We start from the raw sequence: 21,461 nt of genomic DNA, 5'->3' as shown, positions 1-21,461 counted from the left end.
TTTTATTTTAGTGAATACCTAAAATTTTAATGGCTATACGATAAATAAGATTCCAAATCACTATAACCCTCAATTCCAAAATATGAAAACAAATGTATTAACAGGTTTCCGTATAATGAAATCAGTATTGTCACTCATATTACTGTTCGTGATGAATACATGGTCTTTTTCACAAACTAAAACCTATGTCAACAATCAAAATTCACAAATCTATGGAGTATGCTTAGCCTGCTCCGTCCAGAATCCACAAAATGCTGTCGGTTCCAATGAAAATGACTATTCTTTGATGCAAATTCCATTGGGTGCTATTGCCAGAATTGAGCAGACATTAATCTTTCCGGCAACCACAAAACTGAATAAAGTGATCATTGGTATCGGAACCGGCCAAGCTTCTTTATCCGTACAATTGCTTGGTGGAGTTGCTATAGAAACATTTAACGGAAATGTTTCAAACAATGATTACAAGATCGTCAACAGTGAACTTCTCAAAATCGGCATATCAAATCCAAGTAAAGGGACAATAGAATTTATTGCCACCAAACCCTATGATCGCGTAAGAGTAACTTTAAACAGTGGTCTCCTCAACCTGAATAGCGGGCTCAGTATATACTATGCCTATCATATACCGGATGGCTGTACATTTCCTGCATTTGATCCATTGCATTATTATCCTCTCAACGGTAACACCAATGATATCATTTCTGGAACCCATATAATCAGCACAACAAATCCTCCATCATTCAATAATATGATATGCCACCAGGGAATTAATGCTTCAGGGACATCCGTCAACAGTCTCAAAGCTAACTTATCACCTAGCTTAAAAGCCGCCTATACAATTGCATTTTGGGTCAAAACGGAACAAAAACAGCCCAACATGTCATCCCCCTCTCTCACAATTGATGCATTTGCTATGAGATTTCGTATAAGAAATGATAGTATAGTCCTGGGTATTACCCCTCCTAATTTTGGCTTAGAACCTCCTTTAGAAGAACGCAGCGGCCTCAGTACATCTACTGCATTCCATCATTATGTTCTCAGCAGCGAAAATAACAGAACAATTCTATATAAGGATGGCAGCATTGTAACGGATAACAGCCACTTTAACCCTATTATGATTGATCTCAGCCAAATGCAAGCCATAACTAATTTAATAGACGGCTCCGTTATAATTTCCCTTGACCGTGCACAGATCGATGAATTTATCGTTTACAATAAAACGCTTACTGATGAAGAAATTCAGGCACTTTACAACTCATATGACAGACCAGTGATCAGCCAATCAGGTCTTTATTCAGATCATAAAATCTTAAAGAACATTCCAATAAAAGAAGATTTCATTATTTCTCCCAACCCCACTACCGGACAGATTAGTATATATGGAAATATTCTTTTACAGGGTGCTACTATTACCCTAAGAAATGCTTTTGGAAGAGAGGTGTTCCTTGCAAAAGTAAGATCTAAAACTTTTGAACTGCCTTCTACTCTACCGGGAGGAGTTTATATGCTTACCTTACAAACGAAAGACAAAAAAGTCTATTCCCGGAAGATTATTCTTACCCGGTAAAACCCAACAATATTTAATAATATAAAAGCCCCGGCCAAAATTGGCCGGGGCTAAATGAAACAAAATCAGCTATGCTAGAAATTATTTTTTAATCAGTTTTTGCTGATACATTGCTTTATCAGTCACTGCTTTTAGAATATACATTCCTTTTGGTAACATACTCATATTGATCTGTCCGTTGCTGAATTGTGTATTCACCAATTTACCTGAAGCATCATAAACAGAAATATTTACAATTTTCTCCTGAGTTTTGATCATAAGAAGATCTGTCACTGGGTTCGGATAGATACTGAACTCCAGTTTTTTCACCTCAGCCGTAGCCAGCGTAGAGCCAAGACTGTTTACGGTAATCGTTTTTTCTGCTGTTTTACCATTAGAATTAAAACCGATCACAATACTAGCTGTTCCTGAAGCAATAGGAGTAAGTACCAGCTCATCATTATTATTGATAACTGCAGAAACTACTGCCTGATTGTCATTTGATTTTATAGTCTTCACAATTGAAGCTGTATTATTGTCTTCATCAGAAACCACTGTTTTCAAATCAATTGTAGTCACATTTCCTACTGTAACCTGTGAAGGCAAAGTATTGCTCACCACCGGAACTGTATTATCCGGGAATACCGTTAATGCAGGGAACCAGTAATAGTCATTCAATATTCTCGTATCGGTAAGGTTACCATTAGCATCATAGATATGAACCCAGTTTTTTTGATAATGACCTCCTGTTTCGGTAGTATTTACAATAAGTTCTCCTGTCACTGGATTTACACGTAATCCTGCTCCATAAGGAGTCTGCTTATAAGTTCCTGTCTGTCCCGGAATGGTAATAAAATTTTCATTAAAGGTTTTAGCCGTCACATCAAATTTAACAATTCTGTTTCCTGAACCCCACCCTGCAGATATAAACCAGTAGAGTGTATTTTCTGTGTTGCTTGCTGAAAAACTTCCTGCATTCCATGCTCCCCAAGGATCTGGATATGTTGTGGTAGGAATAGCATAAGCCTGAACGGCAAAAGTAGTAGGATGGATATTTACTACCGCCTGGTTCTTAATGGCCCAGATACTTCCGTCTTTAGCCTGAGTAACAGAATAGAAGTCTCCGGTAATGGTCGTAACAAGGGTGTCGGTTTTAGGATCAATGACTAAAATACCTTCTCCCTGTTTTACTGCAAATACATATTGTGAAGTACGTATCATGTTTCCCATCTGATCACTGTAAGGACCTCCTGTACCTGCCGTACCTGGAATTAAGCCCCCAACCTGAAGGTTGTCAATATTAAATAAATAGACTCCATTGGAAGCCCCGATATATCCTTTATGCTCATTTACTCCTACAAATGATCTTCCATCACCACCTCCGATATCGTTAAAACTGGCTATTTTTTGCATGGTTTGTGCATTAGCAACTACCAGCCTTCCTCCGGGTGTATATTGTACATCTCCAGGGTCTGCCTCCTGCTTTGATACAAAGTAAAACTTATCCCCATAAATTGTTCCAAATTGGGTAGTGGCTCCAAAAGCATGGTTGTTATTGACTGCACTGTATACACGGTAATTGATCTGCCCGTTATTATCTATGAAGTTTACTGATCCGTTTGTATGACCGAACCATTCTTCGTTAACGATAAAGAAGCCCTCAGTAAAACTTGTCGGATTCAGACGATTAGTAGGGTTCATCAGACTCATAAGGCCCGCAGAAGCAACATAAGGAGAAACCGGGGTCATCGTAGAAGAAATGGGAACTGAAGTGAACGAAGGATTGAAATTCCATACATCCCAAGAACCATTTTGTAGGGTACGGGAAGAAGCTCCTACACCGGAGTATCCAAAATTAGCACTTGCAGGATTTTTTATCCAATAAGACCAGTATCCTTTAGTTGCCCATCCGGACTGCCAATGGTCATTAGCATCCACTCCGGTATAATTATCAAAATTATATGCAGTGGTATTAACGATTCCGTTTACCGGAGAAATCGGGGATGCTGTATTTCCGTTATAATACAGGGCATTGAGATTTTGTCCGTCAAGATCGAAACCAAAACCTCCAACTGCCGTTCCCTGTGGTGTTCCCTGGTAAAGTAATGTGAAAAGTCTATGATCTTCTTTAGCAATTGCTTTGATCATATCTGCACCTGTAGCCGTTCCGTTCCATCTGAATCCCCAAACCAGGGCATCCGGATTTTTACTATCATTCCATTGTACCACAAAAGCAGCTTCGTTTGTACCGGTTCCTACCCAATACTTAATATCGGAAAAACTGATTGATGGTGCTACAGCTGCTCTTAGCTGACTTGTTTCCGTTCCCTGAATGTCATTTCGGAGAACCCCCTGGACTTTTATCTGTGCATTCGTGAAAAATGCAAATAGAAAAAGCAGAGTAAAAAGATAAAACTTTTTCATTTCTATTAATTTAAAATTTATTGTATTGTCTACTGTTATTTAAAGTATAAATCATAAGCTCCTGAAACTTCTGTAGAAACTTCTCCTACCCATCCGGCTTCCTGATTGATTCCTGTGTATACTTTCACAAAGTCGATACCCGGAAGTTTTACGTATCTTCCGTTCCTGTCTACCGCCCAGGAAATATCAATATTGGAAGCATCATCTTTATTTGGAGCGTTGTCTGCATAACCAAATTCATATGATTTTCCTACCCAATAAGAACCCGTTCCGCTTTGATCATAATAATTGTCTTTAAGCTTAGTACCCTTAAAACTGTAAGAAGCCTCGGAAAACCATAAAGGATAATAGCTTTGTAAGTGGAACATATTCTTTGTTTTAAATCCATTATTTCCCAGATTATCCTGCCACTTGATGTATTCTGTATCAACTTGCCAGCCCAAATTTCCAGGAACAGGAGGCTTATTCTCATTAGGCTTGAAATACGTTATGCTATAATCCTTTACTGTTGTATTTTTAAAATGCTCACTTCCTGCAATTTCGTACCATTCATTATCATCAGGTTTTCCGTTTTTGTTTCTGTCGTAGGCCACGACAATGATTCCTGGTTCACAGGATCCTGAACGCGGGTCAGCTGCGGCATTTCCAAAGAAGGCATTTCCGAGGATTTTAAAATCTCTTCCATTCAGATTGGGAATCGTATGATCAAATCCAAAAACGACATAGCCTCCGAACCCCCCAAGACTTATTTCTTGAAAACTGGAACCTATCAAAGATTCTCTCGCTTTCTGAAGCATATTTTCAGCTGTATTTCCCGGTTCATATTCGGGAATCTTATTCATAAACTGTCCGGGAGCAGGACGATAATCAAAAACCTTAGCTATATATTTGCTGTAGGTAGCCGTTTCCTTTTCTACCACTATTTTAGAATGATAGGTATGAACATTTCCATTATTCTCTATCTTAAGTGTCAATGGATAGGTAGCGACTACCGGACTGATAAATTCAAGTTCTGAACTTTGAGAAATAATGGAGTCTTTCACACTCCAGGTAAAGTTTCCTGAAATATTGGTAGGAATACTCAGAACTTCAAAACGTTCGATAGTATAAGAGTCATCCAACCCGTTAAATACAAAATTTTCCTCATCATCATGCTTACAGGCTATCATTCCTATGAGAAGAAATGATAAAAACCCTGTTTTTAAATAGGTAAAAGTTTTGATCTTCATGTTTATCAGTTTAATTATTTATAGAGAAAAGTAAAATGGGCAGGGATATTTCCTCCCTCGGTTTTCCATTTGAAATGGCCATTTTTATCGAAACAGTACACAAAACCCATTGCAACGTAGTTTCGGGCATCAGTAATATAAACATCCTCTGTAATTGGGTTTACAGCAATTCCGTAAGGGGTTTTAATGGCATTTTCATATTCCTTATCAAAAATCCTGTTAGAAATAATCTGTTCTGTTTTTACATCAATAATCCCGAATGTTTTTTGAGAGGTATGGGTATTGTAATTGAATTCATTTCCATAGAAATAAAGTTTATCATTGACAATCGTCATCTCACTTACCGCAATATGGAAATCTTTTTTTATCATCCCCGTTGCAGCATCAATTAGATATAAACTGGAGGGTACCGAGTAATAATCTCCCCGGGAGCTTACATACAGATCACCATAATTGTCTTTTTTAAGCCGGTGGAGGTTAATAGCGACATCTATTTTTCTTGTTTCTGTAAAACTATTTAAATCGATTATGGAAACTGTTCTGTCGTAATTTGGAGCCATATAGCCTCCGGAATTAGCAACAAAAAGCTGATCTCCTACAATTTCTATTTCCTCAGGCTGGTATCCTACTGTAGCCTGACGCTGTATAGACAGGGAAGCTGTATCGATTTCCACTATTTTCCCTTTAGGTGCATTAGGATTGACATCTACAGGCCCTGCATAACTGCTGGCATAACCTTTTCCGTTTTTAAATGTTATATATCTGCAGTTCTGTAAGGGAATAGATGTTATCCGTTTAGCTGTTTTAGCATCCAGCACTTCAATTTTATTGGAAACATTGACTACGATATACAGCTTACTACCATAAATTTTAATATCATTTCCTACGTCCCCCAATTCTTTGATCACATTAGGGTTCACCTCGGCATAGATATTCCGATAGTAAGTTCCTTTGGTATAATCGAAAAAGTCAAGGGTACATTTATTGCTTCCCATATTCCCTTCATTCAATACGTAAAAGCCTTTAATGGCAGTATTTTCCGGTGCTGCCAACCCTTCTACCACTTCCTGACGGACGATAATATCATCGGTACGGCAGGCCACAAGAAAAACCAATATGAAGAGGAGAAGACAGAAGTTTATTTTTCTCATAAGGTGAAGTTTAAAGTAATTTTAAAATTTCTTCCCGGCATGGGATAGTTTCTGACCACATCATAATATTGATTGAAAATATTATTCATTTCAAGACTCAGTTTAAACTGATGTCCTGAGTAGTCGAATTTTTTCTGAACGGATAAATCATGGGTATACCAGGGCTGAACAAAATTGTACTGAATATTATCCTGCTGCCCGTCATAGCGTTCCCCAACATAGATCACACTGTAATTGAAATTCCAGTCACGGTAATCCGCCATCAGCGTAAAAGACCCACTGTGCCAAGGGGTATAAGGGATCTGTTTTTTATAAAAAGTATCCCCCGGGCTTATATCATCTCCGGGATTACTGATATCTTTTGCACTTTGATAGGTATAAGAAAGCAACGGTTTAATTTTTACTTTGCCCCACATCATTTCAGCCTGGACATTTACATCTGTACCTATGATGTCAACCAACCCAAGGTTCATCATCATCCAGCGGAACATATTTCCTGTGGGTGCTGCAACAATTTTATCTTTTACCCGGTTGTAATAACCATCTACCTTGGCATAAAAAGCTTTAAAGACAGGATGATTATATTTCTTCTGATAGGTAAACCCTAAATCATACTGCGTCGTAAACTCCGGTTTCAGAAAAGTACTTCCAATATTCGTATAATAAAGATCATTGAAGGTGGGAAGTCTGAAAATCTTTTTATAGAAAGCTCTAAAAGTAAGCTCCGGAACAATAGCCGGCTGGTAGCTCATAAAAATAGCAGGAGTCCATTCACTTCTGTCCTCAGGTCTTTTATTTCGTTCCACTTCTTCAAAAGTAAAAGTACCTAACAGACTTCCTAAAACTTTAAACCTGTTCCATTGATAGGTCGTAGCCAAAGCTACCAATGTGGTATACCGGGTAGGATAAGAAAACTGATACAGATCTGCATCCAGATTATTGTATTGGAAATCTCCACTCAAGCTAATGTCCCAATGGGAATTCACTGTATATAAATTGGAAGATGAAATATACAGTTCCCTTTGAATGTAGGTATTATCTGAATATTTAACCAACTGAGACTGTACCGTATCAAGAAAACGGGTATAATCATAAGCAAATTTTGCTTTAAGCTGAGTTTCGAATTTAGGGAAAAGCTTTTTCCTCAGGTTGGCCTGTACAAAATAATTCTCATCAAACATTCTTGCCCCTCGCCCGTCAAAACGGCTATTCACAACAGGAGCAGGAACACCCCGATTGGAAATATAGCCATATCCGCGGATATTCCAGCTTCCATTATTTAAAGTACCATTCAAAGAGGTTTCAAAACGTTTGGCTTTAATATCAGAGTCTCTTCTTTTAGCTATTGTATCATAGGCAGGCTCTCCGTTAGGGTATTTTTTTACATACCGGTATCTGTAAATACCATCACTTTGCAGAAATTCAGCACTAAAACTTGCAGAAATTCTTGGTGATAGTTTCTGTTCTAAACGGAAAGAAGGATTGAATAAATCAATTGATGCACTTTTTGCCCTCAAAACAAGATTTGTTTTTCGTGTTCCGGTAAAAACAGGTGTTTTAGGCTGCAAATAAATAGAACCTGATGATCCGAAATCCCTGGCGGGCTGAAATATCTCACTTTTCTGACCGTTGTACAATGATATTTCTTCCAGATCATCCAAAGAATATCTCCCCAGATCCACAAGACCGTTCTGAGCATTTCCCAATTGAATGCCATCATAAAAAACCCCTACGTGCTGGCTTCCCATACTTCGGATATTAATGGTCTTGAGCCCCCCTATTCCGCCGTAGTCCTTGATCTGAACACCGGAAAAATACCGTAAGGCATCTGCCACAGAGTGGCTGTTCAGTCTTTCAAGCTCTTCTCCCTGCAATACCTGAGCAGGAACGATTTCTTTAAAGTTCTTTTTGTAAATATTGACCGCCTTAATAGCTTCTTCCTTTAAGGTGTCTTTTTTCTTTGTTTGAGAAAACAAGAATTGTGATGTTAACACAAATATTGTGAAAACAACTTTATGAAGTTGAGATGTAGTCAGTTTTGCCACCATTAGCTCATTCAGGGATAATGATGACGCTAATGGATATTAGAAAGCAATGACAAAGCACAGCATGTACTGCACAGAATCATTGTAGTCCTAAAGCTTTATTCCACGAAAGCGTCAAACGTTTATTTATTCTGGCAGGTCTTCTGACTTACTCCATTTTTGAAATCCTTCCCATTAAAAAACAGTGGATATAATCTTCAAAAACTTTGGTACGGAGCTTACAGCAGCGGGTCTGTTCCGGATTCTCACCGGATTCCCTTTTAAGAGCTTTTTACGGCTCGCCAAATTTCGGCAAAGATATAAAATTCCGGTTAGATACAATACAACGCAGAATAAAATGATTATCAATACATAAACATGAAAAATCCCGTTATTTTCTAACGGGATCTTTGATGAACTTCAGTCATCAATTATGTTGAATTGTTTTGCTCTTATCTATACTTATTTTTTTGCAAATTCACGATCGCTCAGGGTTTTCATAAATAAGATAAGATTGGTCTTTTCCTGCTCTGAGAGAGGAATTTTATTTCCATTGTTTTTAAAGACCGGATCAAGATTATCGGCATCCAAAACACCTTTATCAAAATAATCAAGAACGGCTCTTAAAGTAGGAAACTGTCCAAAACTTCCATAAGGAGCTGTATATTCTACATTTCGTAATGAAGGCACCCGAAAGCTCATATAATCTCCCGGAAGACCTGTCACTCTTCCACGTCCGGCCTCATTGGGATTGGGATTCACAGGAAATCCGATATTTCTAAAGCTCTGATCGGTAAAAAGTTCTGTACTATGACAGCTTGCACATTTTTGCTGAAAGGTCTGATATCCCTGAGCTTCGTTTTCTGTAAAAACCTCTCCTTCATTTCTTTTTACTCTGTCGTATTTACTATTGGCAGAAATCAGTGTATACTCGTATTGTGCAATACTTTTATAAATTCTTTCCGCAGTAACGGTTTCATCTCCAAATGCCTTTCTGAATAAATCTCTATACATAAGATCAGTCTTTATTTTGCCAATCACCTCCAAAATAGAAGATCCCATTTCTTCATGAGTGATAATAGGAACCAGCGGTTGATTTTCCAGTTGAAGAATATTCCCGTCCCAATTATAAAAATTCAAGAACATCATGTTCTGAATAGCTGGTACATTCCGTAAGCCTAGTCTATTCTCAATACCTACCGCCTGAGCATTGTTATCGGCAAAAGCATTTCCCTGAATGTGACAGCTGGAACAGGATATGGAATTATCTGCACTGAGTCTTTTATCCTGAAATAACTTCTCCCCCAGCTCTACTCCATATTTTGTAGGCACATTAGATTTCACCGAATTATTTAGTTCCGGAAAGCCAAAAGGAATATTGAGTGATACTTGAGGATTATCATAAGAAACAGGCTCATAATTATCGTTATTACAAGATATTAACAATATAAAAATAGCTAAAATGCTTACTCCTTTTTTCATTACAACAGAGATGAATCTAGTTTTCAACACCAGTCACTGAAAACATTCCTGAAATATCACCGGATCCGTTTCCGCCAAGGTTATCCACAAATTTCACCATTTGATTGGCCGTATGGATATTCGGAGTGGCATTCCCATCCGATCCAGTTCCGGTAACCAGTACAATCGTGTTGATCTTACCTGTCAACAGTTTATCAAAATCTGCTTTAACAGTAATTTTAGGGGCTTTATGATCTACTATTGCATGGGTAGGCAGGTCTAGGCTAACATCTCTGTATGCATCTACTCCCTGGGTAAAATTCCCTTCAGATCCTTTGATGGTGCTTCCTGTATGGATAGACATCTGTTTATGATCTGTCCCGTAGAAACCTTCAATCTTTGTAAAACGATAACCGGCTCCCCATTCCCACATCATTTGGGTGTCATTAGAACCGGCAGTTGCATAGAATTTTGGAAACCTCATCTGATCCAGTACATTCAGTTCTCTTTTTACTCCTAATCCGAATTTGATCCTTTTATATTCCCCAGCCGGGATATTGCTCAGAATATAACGAAGCGTTTCCGGTTTTGACTGATCTATTACGGTAGCTCCCTGATCCAGGTCATTAATTTTGTAGGGAACTTCATTACCATCTGCCTTTATCAGACGAATATTACTTATTACATATTTTAATTCTGAGAAATGATGGACCTGACCTTCTGCAGAGATATTGGTGGTAGCTGTTCCAGAGACAGCATCTCCAAGCACAATGGTTGTATTTTTAAAAGTATTATTAAATTCAAGGGTTACATTATTGGCAACAGGATTATCATCACTATTCTGGCAGGAAATTATACCCAGTGAAAAAGCTGATAATAGTAAATATTGTTTTAAGTTTTGCATTGTAAAAATTTTAGTTGTTGTTGTTTTAATTAAAGTTTTATGATCCTTAAAAACTGAATTGTAAAGAGGTGAAGATATTACGCCCCATTCTTGGAATGTTTCCCCAATCTGCATAGGTGCTGTAATATTTGTTCAACAGGTTTTCGGCTCCCACCTGAAAAACAGTTTTAATTTTTTTGATTTTGAAATTATAATCCACGGAAAAATTCCATATGGCATAGGCTGGAGTCTTGTCTTCTCCATATTCCGGACTATAATTAAGCTGGATAAAATCTCCGTTTACAGAAGTATGAATTCCAACATTATGGTGGGTAAAATGTAAAGAAGTCAAATAACTCAACGGGCGGATAAAAGGTAAGTTTTTCCCTTTATCATCTCTTCCGCGGGCGTACGTTAAACTTCCCTTCCAATGCAGTTCCGGCAAAATGCTATAGCTTGTATTCAGAGACATATTAAAAAGTGTCGCATGATCCAGAGAAGTATAAGCCTTCACACCTACCGATTGATAATTCATGGGACTTCCGAGACTTAAAATTTTTCCAATGATGTAATTCTGAATATAGAAGTAATTCACTTTAGCTTCAATACTCATCTTTTCATTTTTAAAACCTGCACTGGCATTGGTTTCGTAAGAAATTTCATTGTTTAAATCAGGATTTCCGATATAATCATATCGATCAAAACTATTGTAGATATAATATCCATAGCCTTCTGAAACGGAAGGTGCTCTATGTCCATACCCGGTTCCTACAGAAAAACTAAAATGATCCTCTGTGAATTGGTATCCAGCATGTAAACTTGGAAGAATTCTCGTTTTTTGCTGAGATGCTCCCGGGTGAAAAATCCAATTGAATTCTACATATTTAGACTCATTATAGTTCAGTCCTAACGATCCACCAAAATTCACACGGCTTTTATCTGATATTTCCCAACTGTTATTCATCGAAAGCCCCGCAAAACGCGTAGTTACCCAGGGCCAGCTGTATGCAAACATTGTCCTGTTCTTCCGATCTTGTGGATACATCCGCATTTCTGCAATGGATGTATTATTGTACATATTCAATTCTATTGCTGAGGTATACCGTTCTTTTTTAAGATGAATCGATGAAATCAGCCCATATGTGGTACTCCATCCCGGCATATCCATATGTACAAGATTTTCAGGACGTCTGGTATCATCCATATAATGTTCTATGGTGTTGTAATAGATTTTGGTATCCCAGGATTTAATCAAACCCTCATTAAACAATTGCCTGTAGGAAGCTGATGTAATCATCGCTCTGGAAAGCCATAAATCCATTGGCAATGCAGGAAATCCGACATTTTTCGCCCTATCGAAAATTGCATCTACCCTTACTGAGGATAAAGGACTTGTTTTATAAGCTATTCCAATTGCAGTGTTGAATTTATTATATTGTGAATGATTGACCTCAGCATTATTTCCGTCATAATAATTATCTGCTTTTCTGAAGGAAATACTTCCATCTACCGCAAGTTTATTCCCGGAATAAGAGATATTTCCAAGATTGAAAAATTGTTTATTGTTGAACTCAAAACCTGTCTGATAGGCTCCATTCCACTTTTTTTCAAGACCAAAAGGTGTATTTTTTCTTTTCAGATCAATGCTTCCGGCCACTGTTGATCCATGTGCACTCCCTTCCTGCCCTGATTTTATATCTATCGCTGAGAGATTATTAGCCTCCAGATAAGAAGTCACCGGATCCATTTTATCAGTGCATGCTCCAAAAATATGCATCCCGTCAATGGTAATAACAGACCGTTCCGTACTCATATTATTAAGTAAAGGTTCCCAGGCATAGGCTCCCCGTTTTATAAAGCTTATTTTTTCTGAAGAAGCGAGAAATTCGTCCACTGAAACGGACATTTTTATATCCGTTTCAATTTTCTTTTTACTGCCCTTTACGTCTACCTGATCTAAAAGAGTAATACTGTCTTTTCTTCCTTTTCTGTTTTGGGCATTCATTAGCATTCCCAAAAACATTAATATAATTCCGAGTTGTTTCATGAAACTAGAATAAGGTATCGATAAAAAGTTCACTTTTAGCTCCCGGAACACCTGGTGTAAAATCAGTGGAAACCTTTGTTCCCTTGATGATTTTTCCATTTTGATCAAGCATAATAAAATTTAATGTCCAGTTCCCTGTCATCGTATAATTAACAACACCATGATACAAACCGTTATTTCCTTGTATTAAATCCTGATTATTGGGAGATGAATGATTTCCCATGGATGGTTCCGGCATTCTGGGATCCAATTGCAGCGTATAGCCTTTTACCTCTGAATATGAAAACTGTGAAGGATCAGGAAAATTTCCTGTAGAAGCGACAGGCTTATTGAATTTATAAATCCCTGCCACCAGTTTATTTTCTGCAACTTTTGGTTTTTGAGGAGCAATAAGAGCAATATAATATTGTTCTCCGTCATTTCCTGTAAACGAGGTCATGTTAAGGTTTTTGTTAGTCTGTTCATTCACGGTAACATCTTTGTTGACCTTATACATTTTTTTGTTCACTGTAAAACTCAAATAAAGCTTCCAGTTCGCTGCGGTATGGCTTATATCAGTAAATACAGAATACCCTGAATAATATTTACCATCCGGCTTGTAATCCAGAGTGTACTGGTAAGGACATGAAGTTTTATTCCCATCAGCTTTTGTCATGATAGGTAAAAAAGTTACATCTGAAACATTGATATTTTCGTTCGTCTGGGTATCAAGAACTTTTAATCTGATTTCATTATACCCTTGATAAAATATTCCGTTTAAAGTCTCGATGCTTATTGTATAACCATCTTTATTGACAGCTGTTGCTTGCTTAAATTCGTAATGTTCCGGAACGACTGTATTGATTTCGCTTTCATAATCCGTTTTGTCGAGAGTGCATGAGACCACTATCAACAGTAAACTCATTATGAAAAGTTGATACATTTTCATTGTTGATTTTTTAGTTGGGTGAATACAATAGAAATACTTTGAATGTTGAAACATTCAGTTTTTTACCACAAATAGCTTTATAACACTTAGGTTTTTAAAGTTATCCACAGAGTGTTAATAAGTACACAGAACACTTTTGAAAATCAAAAATTTTCAAGTTTTGTGAACTTTCTATGCCATGGGATTTTATGCCTATTCAAGATTTCTTAAATAAACTTTTGTAGTTAATTTTCTATAGGAGAATACTAAAAAACCGGTGGTTTGAAAATGTGTTTCAGAAACAGAAAAGAATAGGCTGTTTCATAGATGAAATTAGTTTTGGAAACTATAATTTTTCCAGTGATGGTAACCTCTGTGATCTCAGGCAGTGTATAAATATCAAGAATTTTCTGCCCTGAGTTCTTTATTTTATTGAAAGGAGTAGATTCTGGATCAGTATTAGTTTTTGCCAGTTCTTTGCTCAAATAACATTTTCCATTACAATGAAGTTCCGGTTTGCTTTTGTTGACGCACAGAGTATTGACAATATAATTATAATTTACAGCATACTCAGCCAGTGGTATCAGAGGTCTGAATACCATATAGCTAATAAAGAGTATGCTGTAAATTAATTTCATGAATTATTTTTTGCTTAAAGCTTCATCATATCTTTTGCTCACTTCTTTCCAGTTCAGCACATTCCAGATTGCAGAAAGATAATCTGCTCTTTTGTTCTGATATTTCAGATAATAAGCATGTTCCCAAACATCAATTCCCAGAATAGGAGTTCCTTTTTCTTCTACAATATCCATCAATGGATTATCCTGATTAGGAGTAGAGGAAACGAAAAGTTTTCCGTTTTTATCCACAGAAAGCCAAGCCCATCCTGACCCGAAACGATCTGCTCCTGCTTTACTCATTTTCTCTTTGAAAACATCCATACTTCCGAAAGTTTCAGTAATAGCTTTCGCCAATTTTGCAGAAGGTTGAGTATTCTTCTCTGGAGTAAGGATCGTCCAGAAAAGCTCATGGTTATAATGTCCACCAGCATTATTTCTTACTGCAGGACTTAATTTTGAAGTCTCAGAAAGAATCTTAATTAAGGTTTCTTTTTCCTGTGGAGTTCCTGCAATCGCTTTATTCAGGTTGCTGGCATACGCTGCACCATGCTTTGAATAATGGATCTCCATTGTTTGCGCATCTATTGATCCTTCCAATGCATTATATGCATATGGTAGAGGAGTTTGCTTAAATTGAGCCAGTGTAAACTGAGCCGCCAATACTGCTCCTAAAGCAGCTATTTTCATAATCTTCATAACGTTTTGTTGTATGGTTAAACAATATTTTTATTAATAAGAAAGCTTAGGGCTGAAAGTAATTTAGTTGATCTCAGTTAGCAGACAAATACAGACTAAATATCTGCACAGAGGCACTTCAAATCTCCATCCCCCAGCCTATTTCAATAATTTCCTGATATCTTCAATCAGAATTTCGCGGTCAGGGTGATATTTCCCTGTTAGTTTTGGGTTTTTACCTTCGGGATCTTCATAATTCAACCCTGAATAATAGAGGATTGGCATATTCTCTTTATTGTATCGGCAGCGGATATTTCCTTCCTGATCTACCAATGCAATCATTCCACTGTGGTTAAGACTTTCTCCTTCATCTTCCTGATCTCCTACATAAATATTAAACTTATCCGCAAGGTCCCCGATATATTTTCTATCTCCCGTCAGGAAATGCCAGTTGGGGGATTGAGCTCCAATTCTTTTAGCATGCTCTTTTAGGGCTTCCGGAGTATCATTTTCAGGATCAATACTTATAGAAATAATTCCAAAATCAGGATTATTAATCTGATTCTGAATGGCCTTCATATTGGTATTCATCACAGGACATATGGTGGGGCATTTACTGAAGAAAAACTCTACCAGATATACTTTTCCCAGCATATCTTTATTCGTTATTTTTTTAGTGTTCTGATCAGTCAGATTAAAATCAGGAACTTTCATAACAGTATAAAGATTCTTTTTAAAATATCCCATCCCTACTCCAATACCCAGAAAAAGCAAAGCAAAGGCCACAATGGGGATAATAATCTTCGTCTTGTTGTTAGCGTTCTTATTTTTTGGCATATTTTTCAGGGCTTTTTTTGAATTCATCTTTACAGTAAGCACTGCAAAAACCATAGGTATTGTTTTTATATACGGCAGTGTCCTTCAGGAACTCTGCGGTTTTCATATGACAGATCGGGTCTTCTTCGTTCACCACCTGTATATTCTTTAAGTTCTCTTTAGAAGAACTCATATTGCTTTTATGTTTCACCTGAGGTGTTTCTTTAGCACATGACAGTAATGATATTGACAACAAAGCTGTCAAAATAATCGGAGATTTCATTTTGATATAAATTGAAATTAATGATACTATTAAATGTAAATGGAATAGACTGTTAGCTTTTGAGAAAGCATAACATTTGTGAAAGCAATCAGGACTCAGTATACTAAGTTCAAGAATACTCCCAATCAATAAACTAAAAACATAGTTTAAAGTAAACCTATGCCAAGGGAGGATGGAATATTCTGGAAAAATATCCTGAAGGATGAAAGTTAAAGTCTTTTGTATCCGGAGTTTTCACAGACAGCTCAAGTTCATTTTCGTATGAAAAAGAAAGGATTTCATGGGAAAGGAAAACATCCAGGCCTGCAATTTTTATCGTTTGACGGCTATTGGATTGTTTTTCTGTTTTTGCCAGTTCTTTTTCCACATAGCATTTTCCTTTACAGGTAGACTGAGGTATATCTCTGTTTTCACAAAGATTTTTTACGATATAGTCATAGTTAACAACATAATTTACCAGTGGCAAAACGGGACGTAATGCAACGGTAAAAATGATGAATATGGAAATGAATAACTTCAACTATTCTGTTCTGTGTTACAAATATACTATTTCAAAATTGTTTTAAACCTTATTTATGATCAATGTCATTAATGGTTTTCTATCTCTTTTATGGTTTAGAATTAATTGCAGATGGCTAGATTAATGCTTACCGGCTTACTGTTACCTATAAAAATAATAAAACTGTATCTGTTACTGTAATGATATTATCCCGACCTTTGAGTCCATTCTTAAGAATCTATATCATGCTCAAAATAAGTTTACATTCATAAGATGGAGGAGCATCAGTTCAGTATAGAAAAGAAAATATCTGACTTTTTTCTTATCAAATAAAAAAATTAGTTCTTTATAAAATTTAATCTTGTTAAAAGGCTCTATTGATGTATTTTGGTAGGGCTTTTTTGTTGTTTATGAAGGAAGAATGATTTTAATATAGCCTTTTTTAGTTATTATTTTTTCATATCCATATAAAAAGCTCTGCTGAAAATCAGCAGAGCCCATCATTAAAATCTAATTGTATGTTTTATTTGTGTTTTCTTTAAAATTTCATTCTCTGAATTCTCACTGCATTTAAAATCGCCAGCAATGCAACTCCTACATCAGCAAAAACAGCTTCCCACATGGTTGCAAGCCCTCCGGCTCCAAGGATTAAAACAACAGCTTTTACGGCAAAGGCTAAAATAATGTTCTGCCAAACGATTTTTTTGGTCTGTTTACCGATATTGATCGCCATTGGAATTTTGCTGGGTTTATCATCCTGGATCACCACATCTGCCGTTTCAATGGTGGCATCACTTCCCAAACCTCCCATGGCAATTCCCACATCACTTAGGGCAACTACCGGTGCATCATTCACGCCATCTCCAACAAAAGCTACCGTTTGATTTTTAGCTTTAATTTCTTTGACCTTATTCACTTTATCTTCCGGCAGCAAATCCCCGTATGCATTGTCGATACCGAGTTGATCTGCCACATATTTTACCACTGTACTCTTATCACCACTCAGCATCGTAGCTTTTACATTCATTTTATGCAGTTTGTCAACTGTTTCTTTAGCATCTTCCTTAATGCTGTCTGCAATGGTAATATATCCTGCAAACTTACGGTCGTACGCTATAGCGATAATGGTATACACAATATTGGCATGGTTGATATCATAGCCGATGTTGAATTTATCCATTAATTTAAAGTTCCCTACCAAAAGTTCTTTCCCATTGATCGTAGCTTTCAGACCATGACCTGCAATTTCCTCTACATTTTCCAAAGGAATAGAATGATTGATATCTCCTACATAATTATGAATGGCAGTAGCTACAGGGTGAGTACTTTTACTTTCCAGGACATTGACCATCTGAAGGATTTCATCTTTGTTAAACTCAGGGGTAATACTTACTTCCTGAACTTTGAAAACCCCTTCCGTCATAGTTCCGGTTTTGTCCATCACTACATTTTGAATTTCTGCGATACTATCCAGAAAATTACTTCCTTTAAACAGAATTCCGTTCCGGCTTGCAGCCCCTATTCCTCCGAAATAACCTAACGGAATAGAAATGACCAATGCACAAGGGCAAGAAATTACCAGGAAGATCAGCGATCTGTATAACCAATCTCTGAACTGGTAGTCACTGACAAAGAAATAAGGTAATAAACAGATTCCTATGGCCAGCAGTACAACAATTGGCGTGTATACTTTAGCAAATTTTCTGATAAATAATTCCGTAGGTGCTTTTTGTGCTGTGGCATTCTGAACCAGCTCCAATATTTTACTTAGCTTACTGTCTTCATACGCAGTATTTACTTTAACAAGGGCAATACTATTCATATTGATCATCCCTGCCAGCACTGCTTCTCCTTTATTCTTGGTATCAGGTTTACTTTCTCCTGTTAAAGCTGCCGTATTGAATGAGGCCGCATCTGAAAGCAATTCGCCATCCAAAGCCAGTTTCTCACCAGGCTTCAACTGAATAACATCTCCTATTTTTGTTTCTTTCGCTTTTATGGTCTTGGGCTGATTGTTTTCAATAACCGTTACCTCATCAGGACGTTGATCCAATAAAGCCTTTATATTCCCTTTTGCTCTGGTTACCGCCATAGACTGGAAAACTTCCCCTACAGCATAAAACAGCATTACGGCAACTCCTTCCGGATATTCTCCAATGGCAAAAGCACCAATGGTAGCAATTCCCATCAGGAAAAACTCGGAAAAAACATCTCCCTTAATGATACTTTTATAAGCATCTTTCAACACAGGAAGCCCTACAGGAATATAAGCTGCCAGGAACCATACTAACCGTACCCATCCGGTAAACCATGTGGGTTTTATATAATTGTCAAAAGCAATTCCTAATAATAAAAGAGCAAATGATATGATAGCCGGAAGAAACATCTGAAAGACCGTCTGATCTCCGGAATCATGAGAGTGGTCATGTCCATCATGATCATGCCCATCTCCTTCTGAATGATTATGCTTTTTGGTTTCTGGTTTTTCCGGGGTTGTGCTACAGCATTTTTCCATAACTGATATTTTTATACAAATTTAATGGTGAGACAGATGCAATGCTATTGCAAACTTTCAAGACAATTTTCGCAGATTCCTTTGGCAAACAGCCTTATTTCATCAATCCTGAAATTGGTCTGAATATTCTCAGGGAAGGAAATATCTTCTTTACACGTGGTTTGTTTACATATTTTACAATAGAAATGGAGATGCCAGTCTTTATGTGTTTTCTCATCACAATCATCTTCACACAACTTATATTTTGTGGTAGTATTCTCCTGTATACTGTGAACAATACCTTTTTCTTCAAAAGTTTTCAATGTTCTGTAAATGGTGATCCTGTCTGCATTATCAAAATGATTTTCTATTTCAGAAAGAGACAATGCTGCTTCCTGAGAGCTTAAAAAATCATATACCAGAATTCTCATGCTGGTAGGCTTGGTATTTTTATCAATAAGCTTGCTTTCTATATCTTTTTTCATTGTCAACAATTTTAATGTTACAGATGTACTTCTGCTTCCTCATATCCTTCCTCCTCTATCTGAAAAGTGGTATGGCTTATTTTAAAGTTTCTGATCGTCTCCTCCGTCAAGGTTTTCAATAATTGATTTTGAGAAGCCCCTTCGTTCTTTACAACATGAGCGCTCATCGCGTTGACGCTCGAGGTAAGGGACCATACATGAAGATCATGGATATTCTTCACTCCAGGGGTCTGTTCCAATGACTGACGCAGCTTATGAATGTCTACGTCTTTGGGAGTTCCTTCCAGTAAAACATTAATTGCTTCTTTCAACAGTTTCCAGGTTCTTGGAAAAATCAGAAACCCAATGGCTGCAGAAATCAGAGGATCGGCATAATACCAGCCTGTGGTAAGCATAATAACTCCGGCAATCATTACCCCTACAGAGGTAAGCATATCTGAAAGAACTTCAAAGTAAGCTCCTTTCATATTCAGGCTTCCTTCTGAATCTTTTCTGAGGATCATCATCCCGATAATATTAACTATCAATCCTATTCCTGCTACAATCAGCATCGATTTACTCTGTACCTCCGGTGGACTCTGAAAACGTTTATAAGCTTCAACCAATACATAGATAGAAATTCCCAGTAAAACGACTGCATTAATAACAGCAGCTAATATTTCAGTCCGGTAATATCCATACGTTTTGGAAGGATCTGCTTTTCTTTCTCCTATTTTTATGGCAATAAATGCCAAAAGTAATCCCACAACATCCGTCAGCATATGGGCTGCATCAGCCAATAATGCAAGACTATTGGTAATTATTCCTCCAATAACCTCAGCAATAAGATAGGTTCCGCTGAGACCGAGTACGATCAGAAGGTTCTTTTTATGTCTGCTAGCAGCAGAGGGTGTTTGTATTTGTGTTGGTGTGTTTTCCATATGATGTTTATGGTTTAATTACATTTCATAATACAATGTATTTTCTTTTTTTAAAGGGACATTTTGCTCACCAATCATTTGTCTGATATTGATCTCTATGGTCTGTGCCAAAGACGTCATTGGAGTATCCACCGGGCCATTTTCAAAAGGGTCCTGCATAATGATTGATGTTTTTTCAATAGCAATGAACATGATCGGAATCAGGAATGTAATCGCAATTTCCACTACAAGCTGCGAATCGTCCAGCCCAAACGGAAGTATCGCGGCAAATACATAGATCAAAATATGTACTAAAATGCTGTAAGATCTTGGGAAAACGGTATTTTTCAATCTCTCGCATTTTCCCATGCTGTCACAAAGTCTTGTGACGATATCATTCAGCTGCATTTGCTGAAAATCCGTTAATTCTTTTGTTGTGGCAATTGCCTTTAACTGTTTAGAATGAGCATCCAGCAGAGCATTGGGTATATTCATTCCGCTGATATGATTTCTATCCAGATATTCCTGAACTTTTTCTGAGAAGGGTTGTTTTCTGAGAGATTCTCCCAGCGCATACGTCCAGATGATTTGTCTTTCGGCAAAATCTTTTATTGTTTTGTCATCTCCCGCAGGTATAAACTGGAGAACCAGTCTTACAAACGTCCTTGAATCATTAACAATAGCTCCCCAAACGGTTCTTGCTTCCCACCATCTTTCATAGGACTGTGAAGTCCGGAAAGCCAGCAGTAAAGACACGGCCGTTCCTAAGAGTGCGGGAATATTCAAAGGAAGTGAGATTTTTCTAAACCCAGGCAGCATATCCAAAAGGCCAATAACCACAGCGAATATTCCAATAAACAGGATCTGAGATTTTATTTCACGGATGAAATACCAGACTGATATTTTTTTGTTTAATAACATAATTCATCATTTATTAAATACAACTTCTCTTTTCACCTTCAGACAGTTTTTACAGGGGCAAAAACTAATATGGAATCAGTTCTAAATTAAGCATAAA

At 37.2% G+C, this 21,461-nt stretch carries 18 protein-coding genes and 1 riboswitch; of the genes, 1 reads left to right on the top strand and 17 read right to left on the bottom strand.

All coding sequences use genetic code 11. The annotated features are described in order from the left end of the window. The first annotated feature begins 82 nt into the window (after positions 1-82). The gene (locus JML65_RS05000) at positions 83-1,567 is read left to right on the top strand and encodes a T9SS type A sorting domain-containing protein (protein ID WP_202270105.1); all 1,485 of its coding nucleotides are present in this window, start codon (positions 83-85) and stop codon (positions 1,565-1,567) included. Positions 1,568-1,648: 81 nt separating this feature from the next. Here the strand turns inward: JML65_RS05000 and JML65_RS04995 are convergent, their stop codons facing one another. From JML65_RS04995 to JML65_RS04915, 17 genes are all read right to left on the bottom strand, one after another. Continuing rightward, complete coding sequence (locus tag JML65_RS04995) at positions 1,649-3,970, bottom strand: DUF5074 domain-containing protein (protein WP_202270104.1); 2,322 nt, start codon at positions 3,968-3,970, stop codon at positions 1,649-1,651. A 35-nt stretch (positions 3,971-4,005) separates the two neighbouring features. Then, complete coding sequence (locus JML65_RS04990; RefSeq protein WP_047485019.1) at positions 4,006-5,199, bottom strand: hypothetical protein; 1,194 nt, start codon at positions 5,197-5,199, stop codon at positions 4,006-4,008. Positions 5,200-5,213: 14 nt separating this feature from the next. Continuing rightward, on the bottom strand, positions 5,214-6,350 hold the full coding sequence (locus JML65_RS04985) for a YncE family protein (RefSeq protein ID WP_202270103.1): 1,137 nt from the start codon (positions 6,348-6,350) through the stop codon (positions 5,214-5,216). Continuing rightward, positions 6,347-8,326 carry a TonB-dependent receptor plug domain-containing protein gene (locus JML65_RS04980; protein WP_317194027.1) on the bottom strand — a complete coding sequence of 660 codons (1,980 nt, stop codon included), beginning with the start codon at positions 8,324-8,326 and terminating at the stop codon, positions 6,347-6,349. Before JML65_RS04980 ends, JML65_RS04985 begins: the two co-directional genes overlap by 4 nt. Before the next feature lie 184 nt (positions 8,327-8,510). After that, positions 8,511-8,696, bottom strand: a riboswitch (cobalamin riboswitch). Between the two features lie 140 nt (positions 8,697-8,836). Then, entirely contained in the window at positions 8,837-9,856 is a 1,020-nt protein-coding gene (locus JML65_RS04975; protein ID WP_202270101.1) for a cytochrome-c peroxidase, read from the bottom strand. 16 nt (positions 9,857-9,872) lie between these two features. Further along, on the bottom strand, positions 9,873-10,739 hold the full coding sequence (locus JML65_RS04970; RefSeq protein WP_202270100.1) for an MbnP family protein: 867 nt from the start codon (positions 10,737-10,739) through the stop codon (positions 9,873-9,875). Positions 10,740-10,785: 46 nt separating this feature from the next. After that, a complete protein-coding gene (locus JML65_RS04965) occupies positions 10,786-12,765 on the bottom strand; it encodes a TonB-dependent receptor plug domain-containing protein (RefSeq protein WP_202270099.1) in 1,980 nt (659 codons plus the stop codon). A gap of 4 nt (positions 12,766-12,769) precedes the next feature. After that, positions 12,770-13,669: a hypothetical protein gene (locus JML65_RS04960; protein ID WP_237390788.1), complete on the bottom strand. Its 900-nt coding sequence runs from the start codon at positions 13,667-13,669 to the stop codon at positions 12,770-12,772. A 269-nt stretch (positions 13,670-13,938) separates the two neighbouring features. Continuing rightward, positions 13,939-14,310, bottom strand: a complete 372-nt coding sequence (locus JML65_RS04955; protein ID WP_202270097.1) for a hypothetical protein — start codon at positions 14,308-14,310, stop codon at positions 13,939-13,941. 3 nt (positions 14,311-14,313) lie between these two features. After that, positions 14,314-14,988: a superoxide dismutase gene (locus JML65_RS04950; RefSeq protein WP_284460114.1), complete on the bottom strand. Its 675-nt coding sequence runs from the start codon at positions 14,986-14,988 to the stop codon at positions 14,314-14,316. Between the two features lie 138 nt (positions 14,989-15,126). Then, positions 15,127-15,804, bottom strand: a complete 678-nt coding sequence (locus JML65_RS04945; protein ID WP_115920836.1) for an SCO family protein — start codon at positions 15,802-15,804, stop codon at positions 15,127-15,129. Further along, positions 15,791-16,066: a YHS domain-containing protein gene (locus JML65_RS04940; protein ID WP_115920815.1), complete on the bottom strand. Its 276-nt coding sequence runs from the start codon at positions 16,064-16,066 to the stop codon at positions 15,791-15,793. The genes JML65_RS04945 and JML65_RS04940 overlap by 14 nt, the downstream gene beginning before the upstream one ends. 157 nt (positions 16,067-16,223) lie before the next feature. Beyond that, the gene (locus JML65_RS04935) at positions 16,224-16,586 is read right to left on the bottom strand and encodes a hypothetical protein (RefSeq protein WP_202270096.1); all 363 of its coding nucleotides are present in this window, start codon (positions 16,584-16,586) and stop codon (positions 16,224-16,226) included. Positions 16,587-17,103: 517 nt separating this feature from the next. Then, positions 17,104-18,753, bottom strand: coding sequence for a heavy metal translocating P-type ATPase (locus JML65_RS04930; RefSeq protein ID WP_410668905.1), 1,650 nt, complete (start codon positions 18,751-18,753; stop codon positions 17,104-17,106). A gap of 371 nt (positions 18,754-19,124) precedes the next feature. Then, positions 19,125-19,544 (bottom strand): Fur family transcriptional regulator, encoded by a 420-nt coding sequence (locus JML65_RS04925; RefSeq protein ID WP_047484998.1) that lies wholly within the window; start codon positions 19,542-19,544, stop codon positions 19,125-19,127. 17 nt (positions 19,545-19,561) lie between these two features. Then, on the bottom strand, positions 19,562-20,464 hold the full coding sequence (locus JML65_RS04920) for a cation diffusion facilitator family transporter (protein WP_047484995.1): 903 nt from the start codon (positions 20,462-20,464) through the stop codon (positions 19,562-19,564). An 18-nt stretch (positions 20,465-20,482) separates the two neighbouring features. Then, entirely contained in the window at positions 20,483-21,364 is an 882-nt protein-coding gene (locus tag JML65_RS04915) for a bestrophin family protein (protein ID WP_202270095.1), read from the bottom strand. Between the last annotated feature and the right edge of the window lie 97 nt (positions 21,365-21,461).

Origin of the sequence: Chryseobacterium sp. KMC2 (assembly GCF_016756935.1) — a bacterium.
GTDB classification, from domain to species: domain Bacteria; phylum Bacteroidota; class Bacteroidia; order Flavobacteriales; family Weeksellaceae; genus Chryseobacterium; species Chryseobacterium rhizosphaerae.
Note: the sequence above shows the minus strand (reverse complement) of the source record. Positions and strands in the feature narration are given on the sequence as shown.